At 65.5% G+C, this 14,957-nt stretch carries 13 protein-coding genes and 1 tRNA gene; 5 read left to right on the top strand and 9 right to left on the bottom strand.

What is annotated here, in order from left to right; all coding sequences use genetic code 11:
• Positions 1-208 precede the first annotated feature (208 nt).
• Positions 209-874: a 3-oxoacid CoA-transferase subunit B gene (locus IQ782_RS11775; protein ID WP_194135070.1), complete on the bottom strand. Its 666-nt coding sequence runs from the start codon at positions 872-874 to the stop codon at positions 209-211.
• Positions 875-888: 14 nt separating this feature from the next.
• Positions 889-1,542, bottom strand: coding sequence for a CoA transferase subunit A (locus IQ782_RS11770; protein ID WP_194134842.1), 654 nt, complete (start codon positions 1,540-1,542; stop codon positions 889-891).
• A gap of 309 nt (positions 1,543-1,851) precedes the next feature.
• On the opposite strand from IQ782_RS11770, the gene IQ782_RS11765 reads away from it, so the two are divergent.
• The 5 genes from IQ782_RS11765 (at position 1,852) to IQ782_RS11745 (ending at position 6,288) form a co-directional block, all read left to right on the top strand.
• A complete protein-coding gene (locus tag IQ782_RS11765) occupies positions 1,852-2,904 on the top strand; it encodes a hypothetical protein (protein ID WP_338092578.1) in 1,053 nt (350 codons plus the stop codon).
• Between the two features lie 17 nt (positions 2,905-2,921).
• Positions 2,922-3,875, top strand: coding sequence for an endonuclease/exonuclease/phosphatase family protein (locus IQ782_RS11760; RefSeq protein ID WP_194135082.1), 954 nt, complete (start codon positions 2,922-2,924; stop codon positions 3,873-3,875).
• Between the two features lie 82 nt (positions 3,876-3,957).
• Entirely contained in the window at positions 3,958-5,064 is a 1,107-nt protein-coding gene (leuB, locus tag IQ782_RS11755; RefSeq protein WP_194134841.1) for a 3-isopropylmalate dehydrogenase, read from the top strand.
• A 137-nt stretch (positions 5,065-5,201) separates the two neighbouring features.
• Positions 5,202-6,185 (top strand): DMT family transporter, encoded by a 984-nt coding sequence (locus IQ782_RS11750; protein WP_194134840.1) that lies wholly within the window; start codon positions 5,202-5,204, stop codon positions 6,183-6,185.
• Positions 6,186-6,211: 26 nt separating this feature from the next.
• A tRNA-Pro gene (locus IQ782_RS11745) sits at positions 6,212-6,288 on the top strand.
• Between the two features lie 59 nt (positions 6,289-6,347).
• Here IQ782_RS11745 and IQ782_RS11740 read toward each other — a convergent pair.
• From IQ782_RS11740 to IQ782_RS11710, 7 genes are all read right to left on the bottom strand, one after another.
• Positions 6,348-7,037, bottom strand: a complete 690-nt coding sequence (locus tag IQ782_RS11740) for a dimethylsulfonioproprionate lyase family protein (protein ID WP_194134839.1) — start codon at positions 7,035-7,037, stop codon at positions 6,348-6,350.
• Between the two features lie 19 nt (positions 7,038-7,056).
• Positions 7,057-8,034: an acrylyl-CoA reductase (NADPH) gene (acuI, locus tag IQ782_RS11735; RefSeq protein ID WP_194134838.1), complete on the bottom strand. Its 978-nt coding sequence runs from the start codon at positions 8,032-8,034 to the stop codon at positions 7,057-7,059.
• 28 nt (positions 8,035-8,062) lie between these two features.
• The gene (gene acuR, locus IQ782_RS11730) at positions 8,063-8,710 is read right to left on the bottom strand and encodes an acrylate utilization transcriptional regulator AcuR (protein ID WP_194134837.1); all 648 of its coding nucleotides are present in this window, start codon (positions 8,708-8,710) and stop codon (positions 8,063-8,065) included.
• A 113-nt stretch (positions 8,711-8,823) separates the two neighbouring features.
• A complete protein-coding gene (locus IQ782_RS11725) occupies positions 8,824-10,629 on the bottom strand; it encodes an ABC transporter ATP-binding protein (RefSeq protein WP_194134836.1) in 1,806 nt (601 codons plus the stop codon).
• Position 10,630: 1 nt separating this feature from the next.
• On the bottom strand, positions 10,631-11,560 hold the full coding sequence (locus tag IQ782_RS11720) for an ABC transporter permease subunit (protein ID WP_194134835.1): 930 nt from the start codon (positions 11,558-11,560) through the stop codon (positions 10,631-10,633).
• 13 nt (positions 11,561-11,573) lie between these two features.
• Positions 11,574-12,497, bottom strand: a complete 924-nt coding sequence (gene oppB / locus IQ782_RS11715) for an oligopeptide ABC transporter permease OppB (RefSeq protein WP_194134834.1) — start codon at positions 12,495-12,497, stop codon at positions 11,574-11,576.
• A gap of 66 nt (positions 12,498-12,563) precedes the next feature.
• On the bottom strand, positions 12,564-14,198 hold the full coding sequence (locus tag IQ782_RS11710) for a peptide ABC transporter substrate-binding protein (RefSeq protein ID WP_194134833.1): 1,635 nt from the start codon (positions 14,196-14,198) through the stop codon (positions 12,564-12,566).
• Between the last annotated feature and the right edge of the window lie 759 nt (positions 14,199-14,957).

Raw genomic sequence — 14,957 nt, 5'->3', positions numbered from 1 at the left:
CCCCTGGCACGCGCCGCGAACATCAAGGGCTGTCTCCGCGGGGACAGCCCTTTTCCATTCTCCCCCAACACTTCGCGGGCCCCGGCCTTGGGCTGCCTCCGGCGGGGATATTTGACCCTAGAAGAAGCCGCGGCCCGTATTTCTTCTAGGCCCAAGTATCCCGGGGGAGTCGCGCGCAGCGCGGCGGGGGCAGAGCCCCCTTCCTGCTTCAACAGGTGCGCGTCAGGTCCATAGCCGGCACATCCCCCGTCACGATCAGCGCCGCGCCGGTCGCCGCGCGCACCTCGCCCACTGTGACCCCCGGTGCGGTCTCGATCAGGTGCAGCCCATCCTGCTCGGGGCGGATCACCGCCATTTCGGTGACAATGAGATCGACCCGCCGCTCCGCGGTCAGCGGCAGCGTGCATTCCGGCACGATCTTCGGCGTGCCGTCCTTGGCGGCATGGATCATCGCCACGATCACCCGCTTCGCCCCGGTGACCAGGTCCATCGCCCCGCCCATGCCCGGCACATAGACGCCGGGGATCATCCAGTTGGCAAGGAAGCCGCGCCCGTCCACCTGCAGCCCGCCGAGCACCGTCAGATCGAGGTGACCGCCGCGGATCAGCCCGAAGGAGAAGGCGCTGTCGATGGTCGAAGCCCCCGGCACCGCCGAGACGAAGCTGCCGCCCGCGTCGGTCAGATGCCGGTCCGACATGCCCTCGGGCGGCCGCCGGCCCATGCCGACAACACCGTTCTCGGCCTGGAAGAACACCCCCATGCCCTCGTCGAGGTGGTCCGAGACCAGCGTCGGGATGCCGATGCCGAGGTTGACCAGCGTGTGCGGCTTCACCTCGGCGGCGCAGCGGCGGGCGATAAGTTCCTTGGGATCCATTTTGCCGGTCTCCGTCATGCGACCCTCCGGATCACGTGATCGACCAGCGCGCCCGGCGTCTTTACCGCATCGGGCGGGATCATCCCCACCGGCACGATCTCCTCGGGCTCGGCAATCACCACGCGCCCGGCAAGCGCCATGATCGGATTGAAGTTCGTCGCGGTGAGCATGTAGGTCAGGTTGCCCACGTAGTCGCAGCTGCGCGCCGCGATCAGCGCGAAATCGGCGGCGAGCGGCGGCTCCAGCAGGTAGGGTTTGCCTTCGACCTCGATCACCCGCTTGCCCTCGGCGACCTTCGTGCCCAGCCCGGTCGGCGTCAGCACCCCGCCAAGCCCCACGCCCGCCGCCCGGATGCGTTCGACCAGCGTGCCCTGTGGCACCAGTTCGACCTCGAGTTCGCCCGCGCGCATCTGCTCCTGCACGTCGGGGTTGAGCCCGATATGGCTGCCGATGAACTTGCGCAGGCAGCGCGCCTTGACCAGCGGGCCGACGCCCCGGTCCGGCCGGGCGGCGTCGTTGACGATGACCGTCAGACCCGTTTTTCCGGCCGCGGCCAGCGCCGCGACCATCCGGTCCGGCGTGCCGACACCCATGAACCCCGAGAGCATCACGCTCGCGCCGTCGGGGATCAACGCCACCGCCTCCTCAACTGTCAGTGCCTGATACATCACCGCTCCCTTCGGATGTCGCCCTAGTGCCGTCAGACCACGAAAACTCTGCGGTGGACGTTGCGTCAGGTCAAATGCCTTGGAAATCCGGCGGAGACCGCCCGGGAGCGCAAATCCTGCCTGCCGCAGTTCTGGGCAGGCAAGGGGCGACGCTTCGGTCAGCCGTCCAGAGGGAGCCACCCGGTTGCCACCAATTTTGTTCGATTTTTCATAGATAAATCAGTATATAAAACTCGACACGCCGGGAGCCGCGCGCGCCGCCGCCCACGACCGAGCCGGGCACTGCCCCCACGGAAACACCGGAGGTTGATGCAATTTCGCACCTTTTCCTCCATGAAACCGCCAGATTTGGCCGATCCCCTTCGGTCATGCTTGCCGCGCAGTCGAAAAGTAGGCAAAATTTGGGCAATAATGAGGCAATCCGCCGGCGCGGCGGGGTCAGTGAACAGGACGGGCGCATTCCAGCGCACGATGGGCGACAAGGGGGCAGCAAGTCCTCGGCCCGACACGACCGAAAGGGCAGAAGTGGTGATCACGCGCTTTCTTAAAGCCGGCGTTCGTGCCGTCGCGGTGGCTCTGCTCATCGCGATGCCCGCGGTTGCCTTGCCGGGCGGCGCGGACATGGCGCAGATCACGGCGCTGCTGGCGCTGGTCGCGGCGCTGCTCACCTTCGTCGAATATGTCGGCGACTACCCTTCGATCATCGAATTCCGCGATGCCCCTCCGTTCAACCGCCTGCGATTCCTGGCGCTTTTTGCAACGGTCGCCTGGCTCACGGTGATCTGCCGGGGCGAAATCATGCCCACCGCCCTTACGCAGACGCTCGACAGCATGGCGACGACGATCGGGCATTGGCTCGATTTCCCGTTCTCGCCGGTGCGGCTCATGGTGCTTCTGGCGACCGACGACATGGGCGCGCAGGAAGTTGCGCGACTCCGCAGCCACGCCGGGCTGGCCTATGGGATGGCGATGCTGAGCGTGCTGGTTTTCGTGCTCATGGTGCGGCTGCTGAACTGGCCGATCCGCCGCAGCGCCTTCAACTTCTGGGTCAACCTGCCGCTTTTCGATCCGACCGTCGGCAAGGATGTGCTCTACCGCCTCAACAGGGATGGCAACGTTAACGTCGCCTTAGGGTTTCTTCTGCCATTTCTGGTCCCGGCGGTGATGAAACTGGCGTCTCAGACCATCAACCTCGTGTCGCTGGCCGAGCCGCAGACCCTGATCTGGACGATGAGCGCATGGGCCTTCCTTCCGGCAAGCCTGGTGATGCGCGGCGTGGCGCTGATGCGAATCGCCGCCCTGATCGAGGAAAAGCGCCGCCGCGCCTACGCGCAGGCGGAGGCCGAGGTGCAGACCATCTGAAAGCCCTCGGGCGGCTCTTGGGGCTGCTGTGGTTGCTTGCGGCCGCGCCGCCGACGGCCGCGCAGGAGCTGACCTTCGCCACCTGGCACGCCGATTTCAGCCGCAAGGGCCCCGGCCTGCTGTTGCGCGATCTGGCCGAACTGCGCGCCCCGCTACCCGCCGCCCTGGACGCGCTGGCAACCGCTGACGCCGATGTGCTGCTGCTGACCGACATGGATTTCGACCTTGGTCTCGCGGCACTGACGGAACTGGCCGCGCGGCTGGCCGAGCGCGGTGCGCCCTATCCGCACCGGCTCGCCCTGCCGCCCAACTCCGGGTTGGACAGCGGCGCGGATCTCGACGGCGACGGGCAGCTCGGCGGACCGCGCGACGCGCAGGGCTACGGCGCGTTCACCGGCCAGCACGGCATGGCGCTGCTGTCGCGCCATCCACTCGCGCTGGTCGAGGATTTCTCGCAGCTACTCTGGCGCGACCTGCCCGGAAGCCGGATGCGATCCGAGGATCCTGCGGCAGATCTGCAACGCCTCTCCTCGACCGGGCACTGGGCGGTGCGCCTTGAGACAGGCGGCGCGCCACTGCTGCTGCTCTGCCTCGCCGCCACACCACCGGTTTTCGACGGCCCCGAAGACCGCAATGGCCGGCGCAACGCGGATGAGATCGCGCTCTGGTCGCGCTACCTCGACGGCGCGCTCGGCCCGCCCCCTGCCGCGCCTTACCTATTGATCGGAAACGCCAATCTTGACCCTACGCAAGGCGAAGGCCTGCACGACGAGATCCGCGAGCTGCTCCGCGACCCGCGCCTGCAAGACCCGCTGCCCGGCGATCCGACCGCTGATTGGCCAAGCACAGGTCCCATGCGGGTCAGCTACATCCTGCCTTCCGCCGGGCTACAGGTGAGTTCCGCAAGGGTCCGCGCGCCGCTGGAGGGTCAAGCCCACCGGCTGGTCTCGGTCACGCTAAGTCTTCCATGAAATTGCCAAACGCCCCTGATTTCTTGACCATTCCGGCCCTCTCCGCTAGGCGATTGCGCAACATTCCGAGGAGAGACTTCCCATGAGCAACCCTTCGCTTCTCATCCTGCCGGGCGACGGCATCGGCCCCGAGGTCATGGCAGAGGTTCGCCGCGTCATCGACTGGTTCGGCGACAAGCGCGGCCTCAAGTTCGATGTCAGCGAAGACCTCGTGGGCGGCTGCGCCTATGACGCGCATGGCACGCCGCTGACCGACGAGACCATGGCCAAGGCGCAGGAAGTGGACGCCGTTCTGCTCGGCGCCGTGGGCGGCCCGAAATACGACAAGCTGGACTTCTCGGTGAAGCCCGAGCGCGGCCTGCTGCGCCTGCGCAAGGAAATGGACCTCTACGCCAACCTGCGTCCGGCGCAGTGCTTCGACGCGCTGGCCGACTTCTCGTCGCTGAAGAAGGACGTGGTGGCGGGCCTCGACATCATGATCATCCGCGAGCTGACCTCGGGCGTCTACTTCGGCGAGCCCCGCGGCATCATCAAGGAAGGCAACGAGCGCGTCGGCATCAACACCCAGCGCTACACCGAGAGCGAGATCGCCCGCGTGGCCCGCTCGGCCTTCGAGATGGCGCGCAAGCGCAGCAACAAGGTCTGCTCGATGGAGAAGGCCAACGTGATGGAATCGGGCATCCTGTGGCGCGACGTCGTGCAGGAGATCCACGATGCCGAGTACCCGGACGTCGAGCTCAGCCACATGTACGCTGATGCCGGCGCCATGCAGCTGACCCGCTGGCCCAAGCAGTTCGACGTGATCGTCACCGACAACCTCTTCGGCGACCTGCTGTCCGACCTCGCGGCGATGCTCACAGGCTCGCTCGGGATGCTGCCCTCGGCCTCGCTCGGTGCCCCGATGGCCAACGGCCGTCCCAAGGCGCTCTACGAGCCGGTGCACGGCTCGGCGCCCGACATCGCCGGTCAGGGCAAGGCCAACCCCATCGCCTGCATCCTCAGCTTCGCCATGGCGCTGCGCTACAGCTTCGACAAGGGCGACGAGGCGACCCGCCTCGAGCAGGCAATCGAGAAGGTTCTCGCCGAGGGCTACCGCACCGCGGATCTGCTCGGCGAGGAAGGCAAGCAGCCGGTCTCGACCACCGAGATGGGCACCGCGATCCTTGCGGCGCTCGACGCGAGCCTCTGAGCAGGCACCTGCCGGTGAAGGATTGAGCGGGGCGGCCTAGGGTCGCCCCCTTTTCAATTTCCGCACGGTCCTTCGTTGAATTCCCGTGGTTTGACGCTAACCCTTGTTCCCGAGGCGGAAGAAACGGATCAGCACCCATGGGATCGAATGCAAAAGGCGCGCTCATCGCGCTGCTCACCTTTGGCATCTACTCGACGCACGACGTGATCGTGAAATTCCTCGGGGCCGACTACAGCCCCGTGCAGATCGTCTTTTTCTCGGTGCTGCTCAGCTTTCCGCTGGTCAGCCTGATGCTGATCCGGGACACGACCCCCGGCAACCTGCGCCCGCTGCACCCTTGGTGGACGGCTACGCGGACCTTCTCGGCGGTGATCACCGGGCTCTGCGCCTTCTACGCCTTTTCGGTGCTGCCGCTGGCAGAGACCTATGCGATCATCTTCGCGCAGCCGCTGCTGATCACCGTGCTGGCGATTCCCATCCTCGGCGAACAGGTACGCCTGCGCCGCTGGATCGCCGTGCTGGTCGGCCTCGCCGGGGTGATCGTCGTGCTGCGGCCCGGCGCCACCGAGCTGACGCTCGGGCACGCGGCAGCGCTGGTGGCAGCAATCTTCGGCAGCCTGTCGTCGATCATCGTGCGCAAGATCGGCCACGAGGAACGCTCGGTGGTGCTGCTGCTCTACCCGATGATGGCGAATTTCATCCTCATGGGCTGCGCCCTGCCCTTCGTCTATCACCCGATGCCGATCGCGCATCTGGGGGGCGTCGGACTGATGGCGATTCTCGCGCTTGCCGGCGGGGCGCTGCTGATCACCGCCTATCGCGCCGGAGAGGCGGTGATCGTCGCGCCGATGCAATACTCGCAGCTGCTCTGGGCCGTGCTCTACGGGGCCATCTTCTTCGATGAATACCCGGATACGGTCACCCTGCTCGGCGCGACGCTGATCATCGGCAGCGGCGTCTACATCGTGCTGCGCGAGGGCCGGGCCAAGTCCTCGGAAAACACCCCGGTGCTGCGCACGCGCACGAGGATCGAGTTCGGCACGAGCCTGCGTGTCGGCGCGCTGCTTCGCATGATGAAAAGGCGTGAAAAAGGGACGAATAGCCCCTTGCCAAAGGTCTGAGGCTGGGGTACTCCGCGCGGCACGGTCGGAGTGTAGCTCAGCCTGGTAGAGCACTGTCTTCGGGAGGCAGGGGCCGGAGGTTCGAATCCTCTCACTCCGACCAATTACGCAAAGGCGCCCCTCGGGGCGCCTTTGGTGTTTCTGGACCTCGCGATCAGCAGCTCAAATCCCCTGTATCATCCGTGCCTTGCGCGGTGCCGTCAGTTTCATGCCGGGCGTGGTCAACCGCTCTTCCGAGCCGGTCCAGGCGTAGGCCAGCAAACAGGGATCGACCTCGCCGGTGGTGATCCGGTGCTCGAGTCCGGGGCGGTTGAAGATCAGCGAGCCGGGCGCATGCACCGCCGCGTCGTTTTCCGACCAGGCCCCGGCAATCGAGATATAGCTCTCTTCGATCTCGTGGTGACTGTGTTGCGGATAGGTGGTGTTCGGCGCGAAAAGCACGAAGCCCAGCACCAGCTTTTCGCTGCGCACCGGGCCGCGCGGGCCGAGCACCTCGCAATAGGCGTATTTCCGGGCCAGCGCCTTCGGCACCTTCTCGTAACCGTACTCCCAGGTCAGCCGGTCGGCGACTCGCGACAGCGCCCGCGCCAGGCCCGCCACCGCGCCGCGCTCGCCAAGATCGAGGGCGCGGGCGAAATGCGCCGTCACCGGTTTCATCTCGGCGGGGCGCGCCACGATCTCGGGGTTCGAGTCGATGATCGAGGCCAGGGAGTCGCGCACCCGCTTTCGGTGCGCCCGGATCAGCCGACTGCCCCCCGCCGAGCCGTGGCGATAGAGCGCGTCGAACTCGTGCAGGAGGTAGAGCCAGTTCGGACAGTCCTGAAGGCGCGGGGCCTCTGCGATATCATTCATGCAGGCGACTCCGAAAAGGTCAGGAGACCGGGACGACGATACGGCCGCGCACGGCCCCTTCGAGGAATCTCGGGGAGGTCTCGATGACCTGCGCGAAGGGCAACTCGACGGTCATCTCCGCGAGCTTGCCGAGGTCGAGATCGCTGGCGAGTCGCGCCCAGGCCTCGAGCCGGTCCGGCTTCGGGCACATCACGCTGTCGACCCCCGCGAGAGTCACGCCGCGCAGGATGAAAGGTGCGACAGAGGCCGGCAGGTCCATACCCGCCGCCAAGCCGCAGGCGGCGACGACACCGCGGTATTTCATCATCGAGAGCATGTTGGCGAGCACCGTGCTGCCCGCGACATCGATGCCCCCCGCCCAGCGTTCCTTGGCCAGCGGACGAAGCTTGCCCGTCAGCTCGGCGCGGTCGATCACCGAAGAGGCCCCGAGCCCGCGCAGGTAATCCGCCTCGGAGGTACGGCCGGTCACCGCCGCCACCTCGTAGCCCTTGGCGGCCAGCAGGGCCGTCGCAACGCTGCCGACGCCGCCCGCAGCGCCGCTGACGACGATCTCGCCCTGGTCCGGCGTCACCCCGTGGCGCTCCAGCGCCAGCACGCAGAGCATCGCCGTATAGCCCGCAGTGCCGATGGCCGCCGCCTGCCGCAGATCGATCGCCCCGGGCAGCGGCACCAACCAGTCGCCGCTGACCCTTGCGCGTTCGGCCAGCCCGCCCCAATGGGTCTCGCCCACTCCCCAGCCGTTCAGCACGACCCGGTCGCCGGGTTTGAAATCGGGATGCGCGCTCGCGGCCACGGTGCCCGAGAAGTCGATGCCCGGCACCATGGGGAAGCTGCGCACCACGGGTGCTGCACCGGTGATGGCCAGCGCGTCCTTGTAGTTCAGCGTCGAGAAGGCGACGTCGACCAGCACGTCACCCTCGGGCAACAGGTCTTCGGAGACCTCGGTCACCGAGACGCTCTGCGTGTCGCCGGGTTTTTCGATGAAAATGGCCTTCATGGGCGTGTCCTTTCTGCGGTCTGCATGGTCAGCGTTGGATGAGGCGGAAAAACGTGTCTGCGAACCGCCGCAGCGGTTCGGGGCGCAGTTCGAGTTTGGCGCGCAGCACGGCCCCCTCCCAGCCGATCCAGAAGACCTCTGCAAGGGCTTCAGGGTCATGATCCGAAGACAGCTGCCCCTGCGCCTGTGCCGCACGCAGCAGGCGCGCGGTGCGGATCTGCCAGTCGTCCAGCACACCGGTCAGCGCATCGCGGAAGTCATCCGGCAGAGCCCCCATCTCCTGGCCCAGGTTGCCCACCAGGCAGCCGCGGCGAAAGCCGTGCCGGGCCATGCCATCCTCGGCCTTTGCGGTGAAGTGCCGGAGCCGGTCGAGCGGTTTGTGCCCCTCGTCGAGGAAGGCACGGTCGAGCAGGTCGAGGAAATAGGCGTTGTAGGCCGCGACAAGGGCGAGGCCGAAATCGGCCTTGCCTGCGAAATGGTGATAGAAACTTCCCTTGGGCACGCCCGCCGCCTTGAGAATCTCATCGACGCCCACGGCGGAATAGCCGCGTTCCGTCAGGCTCTCGAGCCCGGCGCGGATCAGCTTCTGCCGCGACTCGGAGGCATCCGGCGCGCCGCGCGGACGGCCGCGCCGGGGTTTGTCAGCAGTGGCAGGGGGCGAGTCGTTCTGGGCCATGGCTCATTATTAGACCAATCAGTCCAATAAATATACAAGGCACGAAACCGCCGGGATCGGACGAAAAAAGGGCGGGCCCGAAGGCCCGCCCCAGTCTGCACCGAACGGCTCTTTCAGGCCGCGTCGGATTTCATGATCCGCTCGAGATCGTCGTGTTCGGCCACGTAGTGGCCCGGCGCGATCTGGTCGAGCTGCGGCACGTAGTCCACATCGCCCGCCGCCAGCCGCGAAGGCAGGAAGCGCAGCGCCGCCTTGGCATCGAGCGGCGAGGGCAGCTCGCCCGGCAGTCGGATGCGGGTGCGCGCGCGCTCGGCCACCGGGTCGGGGATCGGCACGGCCGAGATCAGCGACTGGGTGTAGGGATGCGCGGGCTTGGCGCAGATCGTCTCGGCGTCGCCCATCTCGACCACGCGGCCGAGGTAGAGCACCATGATCCGGTTCGAGATCTCGCGCACCACCGACAGGTCGTGCGAGATGAAGAGCATCGACATGCCGAACTCGGCCTGCAGCTCCTTCAGCAGCTTCACGATCTGCGCCTGGATCGACACGTCCAGCGCCGAGACCGCCTCGTCGCAGATGATCAGCTTGGGCCGGTTGATCATCGCGCGGGCGATGCCGACGCGCTGGTTCTGACCACCGGAAAGCTCGTGCGGGTAGCGGTTGTACTTCTCCGGCTCCAGACCCACGCGGGTCATCATCTTGAGCACTTCCTCGCGCCGCTCGCTCTTGGTCAGCTCGGGGCGGTAGGTCTTGAGCGGCTCGGCTATCGAGTCGGCGATGGTCATCCGCGGATCGAGGCTGGCCAGCGGATCCTGGAAGACGATCTGAAGGTCCTTGCGTTCGGTCTTCAGCGCCTGCTTGTCCAGCGCGTGCAGCGGCTTGCCCAGCCAGCTGACGTTGCCATCGGTGGGCTCGACCAGCCGCAGCACGGCACGCGCCAGCGTGGACTTGCCGCAGCCGGATTCGCCGACGATGCCCAGCGTCTCGCCGGCGCGCAGGCCGAAGCTGACGCCGTTCACCGCCTTCAGCGGCACGGTCTTGCCGAAGAGCCCGCCCTCGACCTTGATCGGGAAGTGCACCTTCATGTCGTCGACGCGCAGGATCTCCTTGCCCTCGACCTTTCCCCCGGCCTCGCCCTTGTCGATGCGCGGCATCGAGTCGAGCAGGCGGCGGGTGTAGTCGTGGCGCGGCTGCGAGAAGATCTCGGTCACCTCGCCTTCCTCGACGAACGCGCCGAGGCGCATGACCTTGATCCGGTCGCACATCCGCGCCACCACGCCCATGTCATGGGTGATGAGGGCAATCGCCGTGTCCAGCTCGTGCTTGAGCTGATCCATGAGGTCGAGAACCTCGGCCTGCACGGTCACGTCAAGCGCGGTGGTCGGCTCGTCGGCGATCAGCAGCTTCGGCTCGCAGAGCATCGCCTGGGCGATCATCACGCGCTGGCGCATGCCGCCCGACAGCTCGTGCGGGTACTGCTTGAGCCGGCGCTTGGCCTCGGGGATGCGCACGCGCTCGAGCCAGTCGAGGCAGTGCTTCTCGGCCTCGCGGCCCGACAGGCCCCGGTGCACCTTCAACACCTCGGCCATCTGCTCGCCCACCTTCAGGTGCGGCGTCAGCGCGGTCAGCGGGTCCTGGAAGATCATCCCGACCTTGTCGCCGCGCACCTTGTTGAGCTGCGACACCGGCAGGTTGAGGATCTCGGAGCCCTGCAGGCTCACCGAGCCCGTGGCGCGGCCGTTTTTCGGCAGCAGGCCCATGGCGGCCATGAAGCTCTGCGACTTGCCCGAACCCGACTCGCCGACGATGCCGAGGCATTCGCCCGCGCGGATGTCGAAGGACACGCCCTTCACCGCCTGGACAAGCCCGTCCTGCGTCTCGAAACCGACCTTGAGGTCTTTCACGGAAAGAATGGTCATGTCAGCGATCCTTCGGGTCGAGGGCGTCACGCAGGCCATCGCCGATGAAGAACATCGTGATGATGATGGTGACATAGAAGAACAGCGGGAACAGGAGCTGCCAGAGCGTGCCGTAGCCCATGGTGCCCGCCCCCTCGGCGATGAGACGGCCGAGCGAGGTCATCGGCTCGGAGATGCCGAGACCGAGGAAGGAGATGAAGCTCTCCGCGAGGATCATCTCGGGGACCAGCAGCGAGGCGTAGACGATGACCACACCGATGAGGTTGGGCAGGATGTGGCGGAAGATGATCGCCCCCTCGCTCACGCCGCCGGCGCGCGCCGCCTCGATGAACTCGCGGGTCTTCAGCGCCAGCGTCTGGCCGCGCACGATCCGCGCCATGGTCAGCCAGGACACCGCGCCGAGCGCGATGAACAGCGTGACGAAGTTGCGCCCCGCGATCACCAGGATCAGGATCAGGATCAGCGTCAGCGGGATCGCCAGCAGGATGTCGACGATGCGCATCATGACGCTGTCGAGCCGGCCGCCGTAGAAGCCCGCGATCACGCCCCAGGCGGTGCCGACGAGCAGTGCCATGGCGGCACCGATCAGGCCCACAAGCAGCGAGGTCTGCGTCGCCTGGATGGTGCGCGCGTAGAGGTCACGGCCCAGCTCGTCGAGGCCGAAGAAGTGGCCGGTCTCGATCGAGGGCGCGCCCTGCGCGAGGATGTCGCCCATGCGGGCCCAGTCGATCTCCTCGTTGTCCCAGACCGCGAAGAGCGGGCCGATGACGACGAAGGCGATGATCAGCGCCAGCACGACGACGCTGGCCATGGCGGCCTTGTTGCGCAGGAAGCGCCCCATGGCGTCGCGCAGCAGGGAACGGCCGCGGACGACCTTGAAATCGGTGATGTCGGCGGCCAGTTCCGCCGCCTTTTCGGATTTTCCGAACACGGGGTCAGCCTCCTCAGTAACGGATTTTCGGATCGAACCAGGCGTAGGCCAGGTCGGTCAGCAGGTTCACGATGACGGTGAGCGCGCCATAAAGGATGGTCACCCCCAGCAGCACCGCATAGTCGCGGGTCAGCGCCGAGCTCACGTAGGACTGGCCGAGGCCGCCCGTCGAGAAATAGAGGTCGACGAAGACCGAGCCGGTCAGCACGTAGACGAAGACCGGGCCGAGGTAGGAGATGACCGGCAGCAGCGTCGGCTTCATCGCGTGGCGCCAGACGATGGCGCTGTTGCTCAGGCCCTTGGCCCGCGCGGTGCGGATGAAGTTCGAGTTTAGCACTTCCAGCATGGACGAGCGCGTGATCCGCGCGATCGAGCCCATGTAGGAGGTGGAGAGCGCGATCACCGGCATGATCAGGTACTGCCACTGGCCGCCGTTCCAGCCGCCGCCCGGCAGCAGGCCGAGCCAGAGCGTGAAGGTCAGGATCAGGATCGGGCCCATGATGAAGTTCGGCAGCGCCTGCGCGGCAATGCCCATCGACACCGCAAGGTAGTCGACCCAGCTGTTGTGGCGGATGGCGGCGGCGATGCCGAGCCCCACACCGACGGCGGTCGCGGCCAGGAAGGACAGCACGCCGTAGGTCAGCGAGATGGGGAAGCCCTGCGCGATGATATCGTTCACGCTGCGGTCCTTCTGCACGAAGGAGGGGCCGAAATCGAAATGCACGACGATGTTGTAGAAATAGTCCCAGAGCTGTTTCCACAGCGGCTGGTCGAGACCGTATTGCGCGTTGATGTTGGCCAGCACTTCGGGCGGCAGAGGCCGTTCCGAAGTGAAAGGCCCGCCCGGCGCGACATGCATCATCAGGAAGGACGCGACGACCAGCAAAAAGATCGTCGGGATCGCGACCAGCAGGCGGCGAATGACATAGGTCAGCATTCTGGAGGATCCGAAAAGGGCGCCGCCCCCGGCGCTCGGAGCGCAGGGGCGGCGGGTTGGAGGTGGTTATTCGGCGGTCTTGTAGAGGTTGCGCGAATACCAGTTCTGCTCGACGTTCTCGACCGGCCAGTTCCCCACGTCGCTGTCCATCATGTAGACGCCTGCGTAGTGGTAGATCGGGATCACCGGCGTGTCGGTGGCGATGATCTCTTCGGCCGCGGTGTAGAGCGGGGTGGTGTCCGAAGAGGTCTTCGCCTCTTCGAGCAGCTTGTCGTACTCGGGGTTCGAGTACTTGCCGTCGTTGTAGCCCGAGTCGCTCTGGATCAGGTCGAGGAAGGTCGAAGCCTCGTTGTAGTCCCCGCACCATGCGCCGCGCGCCATGTCAAAGGCCTGGCGGCCACGGGTGTCGAGGAAGACCTTCCATTCCATGTTGGCAAGGCTCGCCTGCACGCCGAGCTTCTGCTTCCACATCTGGGTCATCACCACGGCGATCTTCTCGTGCGCCTCGTCGGTGTTGTACATGACCTCGAAGGACAGCGGGTTCTCGGGGCCATAGCCGGCCTCTTCCAGCAGCTCCTTCGCCTTTGCGTCACGCTCCGGCTGGCTCATCGAGGCCATCTCGCTCTTCGGCGGGGTGAAACCGGCAACTGCCTCGGGCGTGAAGCTGTAGGCGGGGGGCTCGCCACCACCCTTGATGTTGTTGGCGATGATGTCGCGGTCCACGGCCAGCGACAGCGCCTGGCGCACCTTCGGGTCCTTGAACGCCTCGGGACCCGAGTCGCTGAGGTTGAAGGTGTAGTAGTAGTTGCACAGGCGCGGGAAGCTGATCGCCTCCTCGGGGTGCTCCTGCTGCAGGCGCTTGAACTGGCCCGCGGGCACCTCGGTGCGGTCGAGTTCACCGGCGAGGTAGCGCGTCAGCGCCACGTTCTCGTCGTTGATCACCAGCGCGACGGTCTTGTCGAGGATGGTGTGCTCGTTGTCCCAGTACTTCTCGTTGCGCTCGCGCACGATGCGCTCGCCGGGGCGGTACTCGGTCAGCACGTAGGCACCGTTCGAGACGATGTTCTCGGGGCGGGTCCAGTTGTCGCCGAACTCCTCGACCACCTTCTGCGGTGCCGGGAAGGTCGTCGAATGTGTGGTCATCTGCACGAAGTAGGGCAGCGGTGTGCTGAGGGTCACCTCGAAGGTGCGATCATCGATCGCCTTCACCCCCAGCTCTTCGGGGGACTTCTCGCCGGCAACGATCGCTTTCGCGTTGTTGATCGACATCAGCTCCATGAACCACTGGTAGGGCGAGGCGGTGGCGGGATCGACCGCGCGGCGCCAGGCGAAGACGAAATCGCCTGCGGTCACCGGATCACCGTTCGACCAGACCGCATTCTCGCGCAGGTGGAAGGTGTAGGTCAGCTTGTCGTCGCTGACGTCGTAGCCGGTGGCGACGCCGGGCTCGAGGTTGCCCTGCTCGTCCTGGTTCATCAGGCCCTCGAACAGGTCCCGCGACACGGCCGAGCCGTCCACGTCCTCGACGATCTGCGGGTCGAGCGAGCTGATGTCGTCGAGCAGTCGGTAGGTGAAGGTCTGGTCCGCGGCCAGCTCTTCGCCGGTTTCCGGGTGGGTCGCGGCGGTTGCCGCGGTGATGCCTGCAACGAGCATGGTGCTCGACAGAAGGGCTGTCATCGTCAGTCGCGAAATGCGGGTCATGTTCTCTCCCTGTATCGGTGACTTGCTATTCGGAGGCCGCTCGTGCCGGGTCCACTTGGCAGGAACCCGCCGCGAGGGACCGGGATTGCGAATTGGAGCAAAATACTCACGCAGCGCATACCCGCAATGCACTTGGATGTGATGACGTTACGTAGCAGAAGATTCATTTCCGACTACGCAGGAAATCAATTCGGAAAGCAGATCGCAAAGCCGGTATTGCGCAATATCCTGTCTCTCACAAAATCTCCGATCCCGCGCGCCTCTCGGGACACCGGGTGATTCGCAAGCCGCGGAACCGCTTGAAGCAAGAGATATGAGGGATTGACGCGATTCAGCGGCAGATCGTCTCGAAGGGGCTGCGCTCAAGAAGACGCTTGGGAATTAGAAACTGGGTGATCGAAAATTTCAGACTGGTTACCCTGTCCGACAAATATGCAATATCCAAAAAGTGACCGCGCATGAAATACAAAGTTTAGAAACACCGAAATATCCGCGCAAATAACATGCATTCATATATAGAGAAAATTCATAAATAATCAGAGCCCTTCTGTGAAAAAATTCCTCCCCCAATTTATCCCTAAAACACACAAATCCTACGGACATAAATGATCAAAAATCGGTCGAGCACCGCCGCATCTGTTTAAACGCGGATATGACAGACGTCGCGCGTGGTGTTCGCAATGCGGCGCCTGGGCCGCTCCCCTGGCCAGCAGCCTGGAGGGGTGTGTTGAGACGACAAAAAAGCCGCCGGCCATTTGG

This window comes from Salipiger mangrovisoli, assembly GCF_015223355.1.
Taxonomy (GTDB): domain Bacteria; phylum Pseudomonadota; class Alphaproteobacteria; order Rhodobacterales; family Rhodobacteraceae; genus Salipiger; species Salipiger mangrovisoli.
The sequence above is the reverse complement of the archived record's forward strand: the minus strand, read 5'-3'. Positions and strand labels throughout refer to the sequence as shown.

What these genes read in the sequence shown, in the direction of transcription:
- oppB (WP_194134834.1), bottom strand. Translation starts at nt 12,497, where the DNA reads ATGCTGACCTATGTCATTCGCCGCCTGCTGGTCGCGATCCCGACGATC.
- leuB (WP_194134841.1), top strand. Translation starts at nt 3,958, where the DNA reads ATGAGCAACCCTTCGCTTCTCATCCTGCCGGGCGACGGCATCGGCCCC.
- acuR (WP_194134837.1), bottom strand. Translation starts at nt 8,710, where the DNA reads ATGGCCCAGAACGACTCGCCCCCTGCCACTGCTGACAAACCCCGGCGC.
- IQ782_RS11740 (WP_194134839.1), bottom strand. Translation starts at nt 7,037, where the DNA reads ATGAATGATATCGCAGAGGCCCCGCGCCTTCAGGACTGTCCGAACTGG.
- IQ782_RS11775 (WP_194135070.1), bottom strand. Translation starts at nt 874, where the DNA reads ATGGATCCCAAGGAACTTATCGCCCGCCGCTGCGCCGCCGAGGTGAAG.
- IQ782_RS11725 (WP_194134836.1), bottom strand. Translation starts at nt 10,629, where the DNA reads ATGACCATTCTTTCCGTGAAAGACCTCAAGGTCGGTTTCGAGACGCAG.
- IQ782_RS11710 (WP_194134833.1), bottom strand. Translation starts at nt 14,198, where the DNA reads ATGACCCGCATTTCGCGACTGACGATGACAGCCCTTCTGTCGAGCACC.
- IQ782_RS11765 (WP_338092578.1), top strand. Translation starts at nt 1,852, where the DNA reads ATGCAATTTCGCACCTTTTCCTCCATGAAACCGCCAGATTTGGCCGAT.
- IQ782_RS11770 (WP_194134842.1), bottom strand. Translation starts at nt 1,542, where the DNA reads ATGTATCAGGCACTGACAGTTGAGGAGGCGGTGGCGTTGATCCCCGAC.
- acuI (WP_194134838.1), bottom strand. Translation starts at nt 8,034, where the DNA reads ATGAAGGCCATTTTCATCGAAAAACCCGGCGACACGCAGAGCGTCTCG.
- IQ782_RS11750 (WP_194134840.1), top strand. Translation starts at nt 5,202, where the DNA reads ATGGGATCGAATGCAAAAGGCGCGCTCATCGCGCTGCTCACCTTTGGC.